Annotated in this window: 14 protein-coding genes; 13 read left to right on the top strand and 1 reads right to left on the bottom strand. The window is 64.4% G+C overall.

All coding sequences use genetic code 11. The annotated features are described in order from the left end of the window. The first annotated feature begins 28 nt into the window (after nt 1-28). From AO716_RS00160 to AO716_RS00215, 13 genes are all read left to right on the top strand, one after another. A complete protein-coding gene (locus AO716_RS00160) occupies nt 29-1,693 on the top strand; it encodes an amidohydrolase (protein ID WP_055238943.1) in 1,665 nt (554 codons plus the stop codon). Further along, nucleotides 1,690-2,937, top strand: coding sequence for a M20 family metallo-hydrolase (locus AO716_RS00165; RefSeq protein WP_055238944.1), 1,248 nt, complete (start codon nt 1,690-1,692; stop codon nt 2,935-2,937). The genes AO716_RS00160 and AO716_RS00165 overlap by 4 nt, the downstream gene beginning before the upstream one ends. An 81-nt stretch (nt 2,938-3,018) precedes the next feature. After that, on the top strand, nt 3,019-4,728 hold the full coding sequence (locus tag AO716_RS00170) for an alpha-glucosidase (RefSeq protein ID WP_055238945.1): 1,710 nt from the start codon (nt 3,019-3,021) through the stop codon (nt 4,726-4,728). A gap of 215 nt (nt 4,729-4,943) precedes the next feature. After that, nucleotides 4,944-5,936 (top strand): phosphate/phosphite/phosphonate ABC transporter substrate-binding protein, encoded by a 993-nt coding sequence (gene phnD / locus AO716_RS00175; protein WP_055238946.1) that lies wholly within the window; start codon nt 4,944-4,946, stop codon nt 5,934-5,936. Nucleotides 5,937-5,952: 16 nt separating this feature from the next. Next, nucleotides 5,953-6,795: a phosphonate ABC transporter ATP-binding protein gene (gene phnC, locus AO716_RS00180; protein ID WP_082413207.1), complete on the top strand. Its 843-nt coding sequence runs from the start codon at nt 5,953-5,955 to the stop codon at nt 6,793-6,795. Next, the gene (gene phnE, locus AO716_RS00185; RefSeq protein ID WP_055238947.1) at nt 6,792-8,489 is read left to right on the top strand and encodes a phosphonate ABC transporter, permease protein PhnE; all 1,698 of its coding nucleotides are present in this window, start codon (nt 6,792-6,794) and stop codon (nt 8,487-8,489) included. The genes phnC and phnE overlap by 4 nt, the downstream gene beginning before the upstream one ends. Nucleotide 8,490: 1 nt before the next feature. Further along, nucleotides 8,491-9,789, top strand: a complete 1,299-nt coding sequence (locus AO716_RS00190) for a cytochrome P450 (protein ID WP_055238948.1) — start codon at nt 8,491-8,493, stop codon at nt 9,787-9,789. Nucleotides 9,790-9,801: 12 nt separating this feature from the next. Continuing rightward, entirely contained in the window at nt 9,802-10,761 is a 960-nt protein-coding gene (locus AO716_RS00195; protein WP_055238949.1) for a PaaX family transcriptional regulator C-terminal domain-containing protein, read from the top strand. 76 nt (nt 10,762-10,837) lie between these two features. Then, nucleotides 10,838-12,274: a hypothetical protein gene (locus AO716_RS00200; protein WP_160317895.1), complete on the top strand. Its 1,437-nt coding sequence runs from the start codon at nt 10,838-10,840 to the stop codon at nt 12,272-12,274. A 94-nt stretch (nt 12,275-12,368) separates the two neighbouring features. Beyond that, nucleotides 12,369-13,202, top strand: coding sequence for an aldo/keto reductase (locus tag AO716_RS00205; RefSeq protein ID WP_055238951.1), 834 nt, complete (start codon nt 12,369-12,371; stop codon nt 13,200-13,202). Nucleotides 13,203-13,254: 52 nt separating this feature from the next. Then, nucleotides 13,255-13,704: a hypothetical protein gene (locus AO716_RS00210; RefSeq protein ID WP_082413208.1), complete on the top strand. Its 450-nt coding sequence runs from the start codon at nt 13,255-13,257 to the stop codon at nt 13,702-13,704. Nucleotides 13,705-13,900: 196 nt separating this feature from the next. Continuing rightward, nucleotides 13,901-14,074, top strand: a complete 174-nt coding sequence (locus tag AO716_RS17395; RefSeq protein WP_160317896.1) for a hypothetical protein — start codon at nt 13,901-13,903, stop codon at nt 14,072-14,074. Between the two features lie 128 nt (nt 14,075-14,202). Beyond that, complete coding sequence (locus AO716_RS00215; RefSeq protein WP_055238953.1) at nt 14,203-14,523, top strand: hypothetical protein; 321 nt, start codon at nt 14,203-14,205, stop codon at nt 14,521-14,523. Nucleotides 14,524-14,575: 52 nt separating this feature from the next. On the opposite strand, the gene AO716_RS00220 is transcribed toward AO716_RS00215, so the two are convergent. Continuing rightward, nucleotides 14,576-15,161 (bottom strand): DUF5979 domain-containing protein (locus AO716_RS00220; RefSeq protein ID WP_200907568.1); only part of this gene is annotated, 586 nt, incomplete at its 5' end.

Genomic DNA, 15,161 nt, shown 5'->3' on the forward strand with positions numbered 1-15,161 from the left:
GGGGACGGAACACGACAGCTAGGAACCCATGCTTGCAGACCTGTTGATTACCAATGCCCATGTGCTCACCCAGGATCCCGCACATCCGCGGGCCGGCACCCTGGTAATTCACGGCGGCAGGATCCTGGCTGTGGATCCGGACATCGACATCCCCGCCCGCACGGTGTTCGACGCCGCGGGGCTGACGGTGGTGCCCGGCTTCAACGATGTGCACAGCCACAGTGTGTGGTTCGGCCTTGGCCTGATGGAAGCAGCGCTGGGGGATGCCCGTTCGCTGGAGGACGTATATGCCGCAATTGGTGCTGCGGCCGCAGAGCTTGCACCCGATGACTGGGTGGTTGCCTCGGGTTTCAGTCCCCTGCTGCTCGGCGGCGCCCAGCCGGACCGGGACCGGCTGGACGAGGCTTCGGGCGGCCGGCCGGTGTGGATCAAGCACTCCTCCGGCCACGCCTGCACCCTGAACAGCGCCGCACTGGACCTGGTAGCCGCGACGCAGGACCTCACCGCCGTGATTGACGGCGGCGTGGTGGTCCGCGGAGCCGACGGCCGGCCCACCGGCCTCCTCGAAGAAAACGCCATGCGGCTGATCCAGGAACTCATGCTGCCGTATCCGCTGGAGACCATAGAGAAAGCCCTGGAACTGGCAACGGCGCACTACCTCACCGAAGGCATCACGAGCGTCACCGACGCCGGAATTGCCGGCGGCTGGATTGGCCACTCCCCCCGGGAGTTCGGCGCCTACCAGTCCGCCCGGGACAAGGGCCTCCTCTCGGTGCGGATGCAGCCCATGCTGGTGCTTGATGCCCTTCGCCCGCTTTCCGGGCACTCGGACGACGGCGGCGGCCTGGGGCTGGACGCCGGCATCCGTTCCGGGCTGGGCGATGAATGGCTCCGGATCGGTCCGGTGAAGATTTTCAGCGACGGGTCGCTGCTGGGCAGCACGGCATACATGTCCGAGGACTATGTGGGCTGCACGCATAACCACGGCTACCTGCAGATGGATGCCGGGGAGCTACGCGAGCAGGCCCTCGCGGCTTACCGCGCAGGGTGGCCGATTGCCATGCATGCCATTGGAGACGCCGCGGTGGAGCATGCCATCAGCATCATCACCGAGGCGCAGGAGACTTACGGCCTGAACTGCTTCCCCAACCGCATCGAGCACGGCGGCGTGGTGCAGCCCGAGCAGCTGGACCGGATCGCGGAGGCGGGGATTGTCCTGGTCCCGCAGCCGCACTTCATCACCGAATTCGGCGACGGCATGGCGGAGTTGCTCGGCCCCGCCCGCACCGAACTCTCCTACTCGGCCGCCGGGCTGCTGCGCCGCGGCGCCGTCCTGCCGGGCAGCTCCGACCGTCCCGTCTCAAACGGGCGGCCGCTGGATGTGATGCAGTCCTTCGTCGAACGGCTAACCCCCTCCGGCAGGACGTACGGTCCGGAAGAGCGGATCACCGCCGAGCAGGCACTGGCGGCCTACACCACCGGGTCCGCCGCAGCCACCGGCACCTCCGGTGAGAAGGGAAGCCTCTCCCCCGGCCTCCTCGCGGACCTGGTTTTCCTGGACCAGGATCCAACCACGGTTCACCCCTCCCGGATCGGCGCCACGCAGGTCCTGGGCACCATGGTGGGCGGCGAGCTCCGCTACGCGCACCCAGACTTCCCCTCCTTTCCCAACACAGCAGAGGACTCCCGATGAGCACCAGCAACTCCAGTTTCCTGTCGGACTTCGCCGTCATGTCCAGCTTCGGCGCCACGGAGGGCGGCGGTGTTGACCGCCAGGCAGGAACAGCCGAAGACCACGCCACCCGCGCCTGGTTCAGCACCTGGCTGGCGGACCACGGGCTCACCGAGGCCGTGGACCCGGCGGGCAACCAGTTCGGGCTGGCCGAGCTCGTTCCCGGCGCCCCCTGGGTCCTGCTCGGCTCGCACCTGGACTCGCAGCCGCTGGCTGGACGGTACGACGGCGCCTACGGAGTTCTGGCAGCCGCCCATGCAGTGGTCCGTGCAGCTGCCGCTGCGGAAGCAGGCGAGCTGGTCCCCGCCTTCAACCTGGCCGTGGTGAACTGGTTCAACGAGGAAGGCAGCCGCTTCACCCCCAGCATGATGGGCAGCGGTGTCTTTACCGGCAAGCTGCCCCTCGAAACGGCTCACGCCACCTCTGACCTGGCCGGCACCACCGTGGCCCAGGCGCTGGGCAGCCCGTCCGCGCCGGGCACTGCCCCAACCTTGGACTCGGTTGCCCGCTACGCGGAAATCCATATTGAACAGGGCCGGATCCTGGAGGAGACCGGGACCCAGGTAGGCATTGTGGACAAGACCTGGGCGGCCGCGAAGTACCGGGTCACGGTTGACGGAGACCAGTCCCACACCGGGTCCACGCGGATGGTTGACCGTCGGGATGCCCTCTATGGATCAGCGCTGGTCATCGCCGCTGCCCGGGACCTCACCGATGAATTCGAACCAGGCCTGCTGCACAGCTCGGTCTCCCAGCTGCAGGTGCTGCCCAACTCTCCGGTGACGATCGCCCGCCAGGTGGTCATGAACCTGGACCTTCGCTCACCTGATGAATCCGTCCTGTCCCGCGCGATGGACCTGCTGGACAAGCGGATTGCCGACGCCGAAGCCCGGTCCCGCACGGAGATCTCCCTGGCGCTCACGCACCAGTGGGGACTGAACCCGTACCAGCCCGCCGGCGTCCAGCTGGGCCGGGCCGCGGCAGCTGCGCTTGGTTTCAGCCACAGGGACATCATGACCGTGGCAGGGCATGACTCCACCAACCTCAAGGACCATGTGCCCACCGTGATGCTGTTTGTACCCAGCGTGGAGGGCATCTCGCACAACGAAGCTGAATTCACCCGTGATGAAGACGCCGTTCGCGGCGTCGAACTCCTTGCCGAGGTGGCGCGGCGGCTGGTGCGCGGAGATTCGGTGGAGGACTAGCCCGGAGCAGCGCCGGATCCCTTCTGGCGCGCCGCCGCCGCGCGTAGACTCCCAGGCACTGCCTGCGAGAGGAAGCGAGCCATGAGCGATCCGCACCAGCCCGCCTGGTGGACCAGCGCCGTCGTCTATCAGATCTATCCGCGCAGTTTCGCGGACGGCAACGGGGACGGAATTGGGGACCTGCGCGGAATCCTCGCCCACGTGGACTACCTGCAGGACCTGGGGGTCGACGTCGTCTGGTTGTCCCCGGTGCACGAGTCACCGCAGCGGGACAACGGGTACGACATCTCCAACTACCGCCGGATCGACCGGTTGTTCGGCACCGAAGAGGACTTCGACGAGCTGCTGGGACAGCTTCATGTGCGGGGCATGAAGCTGGTGATGGATCTGGTGGTCAACCACACCTCCAGCGAGCACCCTGTGTTCAAGGAGGCCCGGAAGTCACGGGAGAATCCGTACCGTGACTATTTCTGGTGGCGGGATGCGCGGCCGGGCTTTGAACCCGGGGAGCCCGGCGCGGAGCCGAACAACTGGGGCTCGCACTTCGGAGGTCCGGCGTGGACCTTCGAACCCGAAACCGGGCAGTACTACCTGCACCTGTTCACGCCGCATCAGCCGGACCTGAACTGGGAAAACCCCAAGGTCCGGCATGACGTTTATGAGACGATGCGCTGGTGGCTGGACCGCGGCGTGGACGGTTTCCGGATGGACGTCATCAACTTCATCTCCAAGGACCTCGCCCTTCCTGACGGCTTGGTGGGAGCGGGCAGTGTCTGGGGTGACGGTTCCCCGCACTTCACCAACGGCCCGCGGATCCACGAGTTCCTGCAGGAGATGCGCCGGGAGGTGTTCTCAGGGCGCGACGGGGACTTTCTCACCGTCGGTGAAACACCCGGGGCCACGGTGGACCAGGCACTGCTCTATACCGACCCGTACCGGGGAGAACTGGACATGGTGTTCCAGTTTGAGCATGTGAGCCTGGACCAGATCGGCGGGCGGAAGTGGGATTACCGGCCGCTCAGTCTGCCGGACCTGAAGACTTCGTGGAACCGGTGGCAGCGCGGACTCGCGGACCGCGGCTGGAACAGCCTCTACCTGAGCAACCATGACCAGCCGCGTCATCTGTCCCGGTTCGGGAAGGATGACGAATTCCGCTACGAATCAGCCACGCTCTGGGCCACGCTGCTGCATCTGCAGCGCGGCACTCCGTATGTGTACCAGGGTGAAGAAATCGGGATGACCAATGCCGGCTTCACCTCGATTGACCAGTACCGCGATGTTGAGTCACTGAACTTCTACGCGGAGTCCACGGCGCAGGGCATGCCCGCCGAAGAGGCCCTCGAAGCACTGCGTGCCATGAGCCGGGACAATCCCCGCACCCCGATGCAGTGGACTGCGGGCCCGAACGCGGGCTTCACTGAGGGCCGGCCCTGGATCGACGTCAACCCGAACCACGTGCGCATCAATGCCGATACCGACCGTTCCGCGGAGAAATCGGTCTTCCGGTATTACCAGGACCTCATCCGGCTGCGGCACACCCACGATGTGGTTGTTCTTGGCGACTTCCACTTGGAAGCGCCTGAACACCCTCACCTGTTCGCCTACCGGCGCCGGCTGGACGAGGCAGAATGGCTCATCCTCGCGAACGTCTCGGATCAGGAGCTGGAACTGCCCGCTGTTTTGGCGGAGGAGGGTGCTCTGGTCCTGGGTAACTATGCCGAGCCCGGCGAGGCTGGAAGACTGCGCCCTTGGGAGGCTCGTGTGGTGCACGTTGCCGGGGCCGGAACGTAACTTTCGAGGAGCCTCTGCTTGCAGCACAAATTTCGTTGACGAATTCAACAATTGGTGATTCAGTGTGATCTACGCCATATCCTGATCCGTATTCACTTCGGCTCAATAGGCCACAGTTCATGTGACTTTCGACCCCGTAAGTGTTGCTCAAGGTCCCGGGGATTGGGCAATGGCGGCCATGCACCGTTCCGGCAACCAGAGGATCAGAGTCGATCATGCACAAGAGCTTCAAGACCGTCACCGCGCTGGCCGCTGCCAGTCTCCTTCTCACCGCCTGCGGCGCCAGCCCCAATGCCCGCCCTGCGTCGACAGGCGGTTCGAGCGATGCACCGCAGTCGCTGGTTTTTGCCGTTGTGCCCACTGACAACAGCAAGGAACTCGAGGAAAGCTTCAAGCCCATCGTGGCCGCAATCGAAAAGGAAACGGGCCTCCCCACCACGATTGAGGCAGTCAGCAGCAACGCGGGCGTAATCGAAGCGCAGGCAGCCGAGCGCGTTGATGTGGCAACCTACGGCGCGTTCTCCTATTACCTTGCCCAGAACGTCGCGGACGTCACCCCGATTGCAATGGACCAGCGGACCCCTGCCGCCGGCTCCGGTGCAGTCCAGTCGCTGGGGGTGGTGGCCGCAGGTGCGGATATCAAAGAACTGGCGGACGTGGAAGGCAAGGATGTCTGCTTCACGGATCCCGCTTCAAGCACCGGATATCTGGCCGCGGCAGCTGGTTTGATTGCGATCGGCCTCGATCCCAAGAACGACATCAATCCGATTTTCGCGGGTTCGCATGATGTAGCTGTCACCCAGATGCTGGCCGGCGACTGCGACGTCGCGTTCGTGGCCGGAACCTTCATTACCGATCTGCTCCCGGCACGCGGGGTCATCAAGGACGGCGATGTGGACACCATCTGGACCTCCCCGGATATTCCAGGCACCCCGATGGTGATTGGAAACTGGCTGCCGGAGGATCTTCGCACCCAGATCACTGATGCCGTGCTCAAATACAACGCTGTGACCGCAGCTGAAGCGGGCCTCTGCCCGGAAAACCAGCGTGAGTCACTCGCCCCGTGGGGCAACGAATATGCAGGCAAGATGGCCTGCCAGTGGGGCGGGACCGGAGCCTTCGCATTTGAACCGGCCACTGAGGAGGACTTTGCATCGATCCGCGAGATCTGCGAGACCACGCAGGCCGAAGTATGCCGGAACGAGTAATTCCCAGGAGCACCGAATGACCATCCCCGAACGCCTAAAAGACTCAGGACCCCATCCTTTGGCTCATCAGTCCACCGCTGGCGGCGTCAGTGCCGCCAGCACGCAACCCAGCCTCGTCCTGCGGGATCTTGGCATCAGCTTCGGCTCGAAAGAGGTCCTCCGGGATGTGAACCTTCAGGTGCAGCCGGGACAATTTGTGGCCCTGGTCGGCCCGTCCGGTGCCGGCAAATCGACGCTGCTGCGCCTGATCAACGGCAGCCACCGCCCCACCACCGGGACGGTTTCGGTTCTGGGTGTGAACCCGGGAACCTGCGGACGAAGGAGCCTGCAAAAACTGCGCACCCGCGTGGGATTCGTATTTCAGCAGTTCGGGCTGGTCGGACGGCTCAGCGCGATGGAAAACGTACTCATGGGGACGCTGGGGTCGCTCAGGATGCCGCGCTACGGGATTTCCACCTACCCCAGGCAACTGCGGGAAAAAGCCGTGGCGAATTTGGAGCGGGTAGGGCTGGTCGATCAGCGGTTCCAGCGTTGTGACACTCTGTCCGGCGGCCAGCAGCAGCGCGTCGCGATCGCAAGGACCCTGATGCAGGACGCCGAGATTGTCCTGGCCGACGAGCCCGTCGCGTCGCTGGATCCCAGCGCGAGCATGTCCGTACTGAACACCCTGAAGAGACTAAGTGCGGAGGACGGATTCACGGTGGTCTGTTCCCTGCACCAGGTTGACCTGGCCCTGCAGGTCTCCGACAGGGTGGTGGCGGTGCGGAACGGCTCGCTCATCCTCGACACACGGACGTCAGATACCTCGGAGGAGGCGCTCCGGGCCATCTACGAAAAGGCGAAGGGCGCCCGCCCATGAGCGGCACAATGAAGGAAACTGCCGCGGACACCCGGCCAGACGGCGTCGGCACGAAACGCCGGCGTTCCAACAGCGGGCAGCTGCCGCCAGGGGCCACGCAGGCAGTACCCAAACGCCCTCGTGTTTCCGCGGCAACCCTGGGCATTCCGCTTGCCTACCTGGCCGTAACCGTCTTCGGTGTCTGGTGGATTGACATTCGTCCGGCCGCCGTCGCGGCCGGTTTCGGAGACATTGCCCGGCTGCTGGAGCGGATGGTTCCGCCCACCACGGGGCCGTTTCCCGATCTGCTGGCCCTGACCCTGGAAACTCTGTGGATCGCGGTTGCGGGTACCGGTTTGGCGACCATTGCGTCGGTGTTCCTCGCCGCAGCGGCATCCCGTCACTTCACCGGCCCCCGGGTGGTCCGGTGGCTTGCCCAGGGCATCATCATCGTGACACGGGCCGTCCCGTCGCTGATCTTCGCCATCCTTTTCGTGCGTATTTTCGGCCTTGGCCCTCTTGCCGGCGGACTCGCAATCGCCTTCCACTCGATCGGCATGGTCGGAAAGATGATGGCGGACGTATTCGAGGAGCAGGCACCCTCCCCGCGCGAAGCGATTGCCTCGGTCGGAGCGAACCGGCTGCAAAATTTCGTGTCCACTACCCTGACTCGTGCCCTTCCGGCGGTCACGTCACTGGTGATCTACCGGCTGGATATCAATGTCCGTGCCTCTGCCATCCTCGGGCTGGTGGGCGCGGGAGGTATTGGTGTTGCCCTGCAGACTGCAATCGGCTCACTCAACTACCGCCGTGCCGCGGGCATCATCCTGGTGATCGTCTGCCTGCTCCTCATCCTGGAGCTCGTGGCTTATCTGGTGCAGCGGGCGGTCGCCGAACACGCCGATGAACATACCCAATCCCAACTCCATGTTGCCGGCGCGGCCCAGGCTGATCCCGGCTGGAACCGGTCCAGGGTGCTGCGTACCGCTGCTGCTGTTTCGGCACTGATGCTGTTCCTCTTTTCACTGAGCCAGCTTTCCCTCAACCCGGCCCGTCTCGGCCAGGCCTGGGATAACGCGGCGGCACTCCTCTCGGGATTCGTGCCGCCGGTGTTTACGGAACAGATCCTGCTCGGGATATTCGAAAGCGTCATCATGGCCTTTACGGCGACCTTCTTCGGGGTTCTTCTGGGTCTGATCATCGCTGTACTCTCCACCCGCCATCTCATCCGTTTCGAGCCGCTCTCCCTCACACTGCGCGCGGTGGTGGTCTTTATGCGCGGCATCCCGGACATCGTCTACGCGCTGATTTTTGTTGCCGCACTGGGGCTGGGACCGTTTGCAGGTTTTTTGGCGTTGTCCATTTCGTGCACTGCCCTGGCCTCCAAATTCTTTACGGACTCCCTCCAGAACGTGGACCCCGCTCCACTCCGGGCCCTGGAGGCCACCGGAGCCGGCCGCGTTCAGGTCTTCGTCAGCGGCGTCTGGCCCCAGTTTGTGCCGAGCTTCATCGGCAACAGCCTGTTCACCTCGGACCTGGCGCTGCGGGAATCAGCAGTGCTGGGCATCGTGGGAGCCGGCGGGATCGGATTCCTGCTGGACGAATCAGTGGCAACACTCAACTACCAGCAGACGGCAGGCATCCTGATCGGCCTGATCGTTGTGGTCGTGGCGCTAGAATCCGTGGCCCGCTGGGCCCGCAGAAAGGTTATCTGAAATGGGCCAGTGCCCCTATGGCTTTGCTTCTTCCGACGAGAACCCCGGGCTCGAAAGCGCGGTGGATGGCCCCCGGCCCTCCGAGTGGTCTCCCGCGCTCAATGAGACCTTCGGGAGCGCCCACCGGGACTACGCCGAACTGCGGCGCACCAACCCCTTTCCCTGGAGCGAAGACTTCGGTGGTTTTTGGGCTGCAACAAGCTACGAGGACATAGTCCGCATTACTCAGGATGACGAGCTTTTTATCACCTCGGTCCAGAACGTTGTGCCCCACGTGCCCCGCTCCTCGCGCCGCCCTCCGCTGCATTTTGATCCGCCGGAGCACACGGCCTACCGTGAGGCCATCGATCCCGTGCTGCGCCGCTCGACTGTCCGCGCGCATGAGTCAGCCTTCCGCGAGAGTGCCGGGGAACTGGTACAGGGGCTGCTGGCCAAGAACGACGACGCCGACGGCGTGCGCGATTTCGCCGCCCCCTTTGTCATGGACTGCTTCGCTTCCTTCCTGGGCGTCCCATCCTCGCTGACCCGGCATATCAGGGAGATCGGCGTGCGCTATTCCTTTGCCATCCAGGACATGGATGAGGATGTCATTGGCGAATGCAGCGCAGAGCTCTACCGGATAGCCGAAGAGGTCTACCGGGAACGCCTGGCTGCCGGCGCCGATTCAGCGCAGGACCTCGTCTCCAGCCTGCATGAGGCCGCACTCAACCCGGAGAACCACATCACCGAGAAAACCGCGATTGCCACTATTCGGCAAATGATCGTGGCAGGGATGGGCGCTCCACAGGCGGTCCTTGGCAGCTGTCTGGTGCATCTGGCCCAGGATCAGGACCTGCAGCAGCACCTGCGTTCGAATCCCGAGAACCTTCCGGCCGCCATCGAAGAGTTCCTGCGGCTGCACGCGCCGTACCGGGTTTTCGCGCGGACAGCGAAACAGGACGCCCTCGTGCACGGACGCATGGTTCGGGAGGGAGATCCGATTGCCCTGATATTCCCTTCGGGCAACAGGGATGAAACGGTGTTTCCCGATCCGGACGAGTTCGTGCTGCGCAGGCCCAACAACTCTCACCTTGCCTTCGGCAGGGGGTCCCACAAGTGCCCGGCGGCCACGTTGGGGAGGATGGAGCTGCTCATAGCCCTCGAAGTGCTGCTGGAGAACACCGACCGCTTTGATCTCGCCGGCGACGTCGTGATGATGAACTGGCTCGAATATGGTCCGCGCGCCGTCCCGCTTCGCCTGATCGGGAAGACAGCAGCAGGTGCGGCCCGTGTGCCCAAACCGCGCACTGTCAGCCAATGACAGAATCGACCCATGCCTACGCCAACCCTGCCGCGGTTCCAGAACGGCGCACGTCCCCAGCAGTTGTTGACAGTTCTGCTGGGCGACTACTGGCATGCACGGAGCGAACCCATCCCCTCTGCCGCACTGGTGGATTTGCTCCAGGTCTTCGAGGTGACTCCCAGCGGGGCGCGCGCCGCGATTCAAAGACTGGCACAGCGGGGCTTCCTGGTCGGCACAAAGGCCGGCCGGCAAACTGCCTACGCGGTGTCCCCGATGAGCCGGGAGCGCATCAACACGCACGTCCGTTCGCTGTTTATGAGCCACCTCCAGCAGGTTTGGGACGGGTCCTGGACCCTGGTGGGATATTCCCTCCCGGAGAACGCGAAGGGGACGCGGAGGATTCTGCGCGATCAGCTCCGGCAGCTGGGATTCGGGAATCTGTACGATGCTCTCTGGGTGCGGCCGGGCAACCATTTGGGCTCGGTGAGCAGCTTGAAGACGAGCATGGACGGACTCCTGGGCCCAGACCAGTTAACCGTGTTCACGGATGCCCGGCTGCCGGCGGCGGCGGGCCTGGAGGCAGTCCAGTCCGCTTTCGATTTACAGGCCCTGGCAACGGGCTATTCGGAGTTCATCGATCGGTGGGAACCAGCGGCCTCTGCCCTCAAGCACGGAACGGACAGCGTCGTGAGCGCTGCGCCCGGCACCGGGCTCCGCCCGGGGGACGCAGTCCTCCAGCTTCGAACGTCGATTATGGCTGAATGGCGCACCCTGCGGCGGCAGGATCCCTGTCTCCCCCATGAGCTGCTCGGCCCGGACTTTCCCATGCACCGCGCAGTGGCGGTTTGCTCGGCCCTCTATGACAGCCTGGGCCCGGCAGCCGAATCAGGATTCCGCAGGATCCTGCGTGCGCATGAGGAGTCATTGGCCGACTTGGCCACGCACCACACCTTCGCGGCATCGGCTTCGCTGCTTCGGTCCAAGGACTGACCGGTGGCCGTGCCCCTCCAGTTCCACGCCATGCACCTCCGTTAGGCGCAAGGGTGCGCCGCGGGAAGGATTTTCCATGCCATACATCAGTTCATCATTGAGAATCGCAACCCAAGCCCGGCTGGCCGCTTTGTCCGCCGCCGTTGTCGCCGCCTGTTTCACGGTGTCACCATTAACGGTTTCCCCGGCCAATGCTGCTCCTGTTTCAGAGAGTCCGGCGGCCGCGGTGCTCGACCAACCGCTTACGGAGCTGCGGGGAACCCTGCCCGGTGGAGGACAATACGTCCTGCACGAACCCACACGCTGGAATGGAACGGTGCTGGTGTGGAATCCGGGGTACGGCGGCTCGCCGGAAGCCGCTGCGGCGCCTAGTTCCACGCTCCGCAGCTGGCTGCTGTCGAAGGGATACGCACTCGCCGGGAGCACGGCGGCGGCGGCGGGAGGATGGGGAGTCGAAGGGCTGATCGCCAACCAGCCCGCCCTCCTTGAGGTGGTCAGGTCTGAGCTCGGCGAACCCAGCTCAGTGGTCGCCTGGGGCTCCTCCATGGGCGGGCTGACCGCAGTCGCGAACATGGAGGCTCACCCCCGGCTGTTCGACGCCGCCCTGCCACTGTGCGGATCCGTGGCCGGTGCCGTTCCCATGTTGAACGGGAGCCTGGACGGAGCTTTCGTGCTGAAGATGCTCCTGGCACCCGGTGACGAGCGCCTGGAACTGGTCAATATCCAGGACGAACCAACCCGCCAGGCGGCCTTCCGCGAAGTGCTGGATGAGGCACAGGCAACGCCGGCCGGGCGGGCACGAATTGCCTTGGCCGCAACCATTGCCCAGCTTCCAGTCTGGACCCAGCAGAATGCGCCGGAGCCTTCACCGCGTGACTATGCGGCCCAGCAGGAACAGCTGTACGCAGCCTTCATGTTCGGAGTGATCTCGCCGCGGCAGCCGCTGGAAGAGCGCGCCGGTGGAAACTTCTCCTGGAACACGGGAGTCGATTATGCCCGCTCGCTGACTCAATCCGGTCAGGAAAAAATGGTCCGTTCCCTCTACGCGGAGGCAGGGATTTCTCTGGAGGATGACCTCAGGACAGTCAACTCCGCAGAGCGGATTACGGGCAATCCTGCTGCCGTTGCCTACATGCAGGCCTACGCCACGCCCCTTGGCGATATCGACGGACCTGTACTTTCTCTCCACGAGACCGGCGACACCGCGCCAACAGTGTCGCAGGCCGGGACATATGCCGAGCGGGTGCGTCGAAACGGGGACAACGCACTCCTCCGGCAGGCTTTCGTAGACAGGCCGGGGCATTGCAATTTCGCGGATGCGGAAATCGCCGCGATGGTAACCAGCCTTCAGCAGCGGCTGGACTCCGGGCGATGGTCCAATCTGGCGCACCCTGCCGCGCTCAACCGTCTGGCTGACCGGATTTCGGAGGAAGACAACCTCGGCAGAGGGGGCTCCTTCTCTGCATTCCAGCCGCCACGAATGCTGCGTCCGGAGCGTACGGAAGCCAACTAAGAGCCGCGGAGGAGCCAACCGGGTCCTGGACGTTTCCGCCACGGAGAGCTGGGTTGGCTAGGCTCGTACAAAACCCGCAGTGAAAAGAAGCAGCATGCCGATCTCCACCGCCCCCGCCATCACCCTCCGTAACGGACTTGAGCTGCCCGCCCTGGGAATGGGCACCTGGCCGCTCGATGACTCGCAGGCGGCCGACGCCGTCGCCACAGCTGTAGAGGTTGGATACCGCCTGTTCGACACCGCTGAGAACTACGGCAACGAAACCGGTGTAGGAGAAGGCATCCGCCGCAGCGGCATTGCCCGCAGCGAGGTGGTCATCACCACCAAGTTCAACAAGCAGTGGCACTCACGGGAGGGAGTCCGGAAAGCCTTTTCCGCGTCGGCCCAGCGGCTGGGTACCGAGTACATCGACCTGTTCCTGGTGCACTGGCCCAACCCCGGCCAGGACCAGTTCGTTGAAGCCGTCCAGGGCATCGCGGACCTTCTTGAAGAAGGCATGGTGCGCGGCGTCGGGGTCTCCAACTTCAAGCCGGAGCATCTGCAGCGCCTCGCCGAAGCGGGCCTGGTTCCGGACCTGAACCAGATCCAGGTGGATCCCCGGCATATCCGTGAAGCTTCCCGGCAGGCCAACAACCGGCTGGGCATCGTCACGGAATCGTGGAGTCCCCTGGGACGCGGTGAAGGGCTGCTCCATGATCCTTCCGTCACAGACCTGGCCCGGAAGTATGGGAAGAATCCCGCACAGATCGTGCTGCGCTGGCATGTCCAGCAGGGGCTGGTGCCGATCCCGAAGGCGTCTTCCCGCGCACATCTGGAGGAGAACCTGGCCGTCTTCGACTTCGTGCTGGAGGATTCGGAGATCGCCGCGCTGTCCGCGCTGGACACCGGTGAAGCCGGAATCCTGGATTCGAACGCCTTCGGACACTAGGTCGGCCTGCGGCCCGCTTTCCACCTACCGGGCACACTGCTAGCGTCAGGGCATGTCTCGACGCCCCCTTATGCGAACCCTCACCCAGCCCGCAGCGAAGTCCACCCGCCCGCGCCGCGTGGCCGCCGTCGTGCTGGGCGTGTTCCTGGTGTTTGCCGGAACCAGCCATCTCACCTTTGCCCGGGACGAGTTCCAGGCACAGGTCCCCGGCTGGGTTCCGCTGGACAAGGACCTGGTGGTGCTGCTTTCAGGCGTCGCAGAGATCGGTCTTGGCGCTGCGCTGGCCGCGCTGCCCTGCCGCCGGATACCCGTGGGTCTGGCTGCGGCGGCCTTCTTCATCGCGATTTTCCCGGGCAACATCTCGCAATACGTAACGCAGACCGACGGCTTCGGCCTGGACACTGACCAGAAGCGTTTCATCCGGCCGTTCTTCCAGCCCCTGCTGGTCATCTGGGCCCTCTGGTCCACCGGCGCGTGGCAGGCGCTGCGGAGCCGCCGCTAATCCGGCAATCCGGCAATCCGGCTTACGCAGCGCCACACACCTCCGTGGCCAACAACACGGCGCTAATCACCGCATCTGTGAGACGCGTTATGCCACCGGCCCCGTGCAGGTTCCTACCCTTTAAGTGGAGTGAAAAATACCCCGGCAGTTCGTGCTGGGCGCTAATCCTCCACCACGGCCATAGAAAGGAGGACCCATGTTCCAGACACGGTCCACTCGTGGAACCAGTAACCGGACAACTGCCCTCCTGGCGGGTGTCGCCATCGTGTCTGCCCTCGTGGCAGGTGGCGCATCCGCTGTTGAGATGAGCTTTGATTCCGCTCCATCACTGGCCTCCGCGTCGGCAGTTTCTGCCGCAGCACGCATCTGACGGCAACAAACTTCCGGTAAAGCGAAAAGGGACGCAGGCAAACAGCCTGCGTCCCTTTTGGGTGTCTGGTCCCGGTGGCAGAATCTGCAGGACGGAAGAGCGGCACGACGCGTCCAGGAGCTGACAACATGGCTGGATCCCAGGGAACCCCTGACAGCGGACCGGACTACGGCAACGTCCCCGTCATAGCATCCGGAATCATCGCCGGCTTTGTGGCCATTACGACGGCGGTGGTCTCCACGGGCGGCGCAACCAACGAATCCCGGTGGCAGCTGGGCCTCGCAGCTGGCTGCATCGCGTTCATCGTGTGCCTGGCAACGTTCCTGCTGATGATCATCGCCGGCAAACCCAACCCCGATTCCATGGGTCACGGCTCCGGGGTGAACCGCAGATTCGGCGCCGTGCCGGGCGCCGAGGACAAGGACCCGGAAGAGCCGGGCAAGGATTAAAGAGATTGAGCGGCCGGGTTTGCCGGCCGCTCAATCTCCTTCCTAACTGCTGTTAGTGCCTGCTGCCGCGGCGGCGGTTAGCTGCTGCTACCCCGATACCGCCCATGGCGACCAGTCCTGCACCCAGTGCCAGGAACCCGCCTGCCATTTCGGCGCCTGTGGAAGGAAGGCGCTTCTTGGCTGGCTGGTACGGGGCCGGAGTCGGCCGAGGGGTCGGTCCGGCCGTGGCGGTGTAGGTGTTCACCACCCGCAGCTCGGACGCGGCTGCAGCTGTGATGACCACCGGGTCAGGAAGCGTCGTGCTGACTTCCAGCCCGGTGGTTGCACCGGTGGCTGTCTCCGTAACCGCGCACTCGGATCCCTGGACGAGGCCGCCGTAGGTGTTCATGACTTCGCCTGTGGCACCGGCCTGGATCGTCACGGTCTCATCCAGCACGGTTTCACCATCCACAGTGCAGACCACATTCAGGACGACCTCACCCTGTTGCCCCGCAGCCGCCCCTGCAATCTCCTTGGTGACCACCAACGTGCCCGGGTTGAAGGTGTAGGTGTTCGTCACGATGGCCTCGCTGACCGTGGCAGCCGCAATGGTCACCGGATCAGGGAGAACGGTGGTGACACCCACCGTCTCGGTTGCG

It is taken from the genome of Arthrobacter sp. Edens01, from assembly GCF_001307035.1.
GTDB lineage: Bacteria > Actinomycetota > Actinomycetes > Actinomycetales > Micrococcaceae > Arthrobacter_B.

Coding starts and splice junctions, on each gene's coding strand:
- AO716_RS00160 (WP_055238943.1), top strand. CDS start 29: ATGCTTGCAGACCTGTTGATTACCAATGCCCATGTGCTCACCCAGGAT.
- AO716_RS00165 (WP_055238944.1), top strand. CDS start 1,690: ATGAGCACCAGCAACTCCAGTTTCCTGTCGGACTTCGCCGTCATGTCC.
- AO716_RS00170 (WP_055238945.1), top strand. CDS start 3,019: ATGAGCGATCCGCACCAGCCCGCCTGGTGGACCAGCGCCGTCGTCTAT.
- phnD (WP_055238946.1), top strand. CDS start 4,944: ATGCACAAGAGCTTCAAGACCGTCACCGCGCTGGCCGCTGCCAGTCTC.
- phnC (WP_082413207.1), top strand. CDS start 5,953: ATGACCATCCCCGAACGCCTAAAAGACTCAGGACCCCATCCTTTGGCT.
- phnE (WP_055238947.1), top strand. CDS start 6,792: ATGAGCGGCACAATGAAGGAAACTGCCGCGGACACCCGGCCAGACGGC.
- AO716_RS00190 (WP_055238948.1), top strand. CDS start 8,491: ATGGGCCAGTGCCCCTATGGCTTTGCTTCTTCCGACGAGAACCCCGGG.
- AO716_RS00195 (WP_055238949.1), top strand. CDS start 9,802: ATGCCTACGCCAACCCTGCCGCGGTTCCAGAACGGCGCACGTCCCCAG.
- AO716_RS00200 (WP_160317895.1), top strand. CDS start 10,838: ATGCCATACATCAGTTCATCATTGAGAATCGCAACCCAAGCCCGGCTG.
- AO716_RS00205 (WP_055238951.1), top strand. CDS start 12,369: ATGCCGATCTCCACCGCCCCCGCCATCACCCTCCGTAACGGACTTGAG.
- AO716_RS00210 (WP_082413208.1), top strand. CDS start 13,255: ATGTCTCGACGCCCCCTTATGCGAACCCTCACCCAGCCCGCAGCGAAG.
- AO716_RS17395 (WP_160317896.1), top strand. CDS start 13,901: ATGTTCCAGACACGGTCCACTCGTGGAACCAGTAACCGGACAACTGCC.
- AO716_RS00215 (WP_055238953.1), top strand. CDS start 14,203: ATGGCTGGATCCCAGGGAACCCCTGACAGCGGACCGGACTACGGCAAC.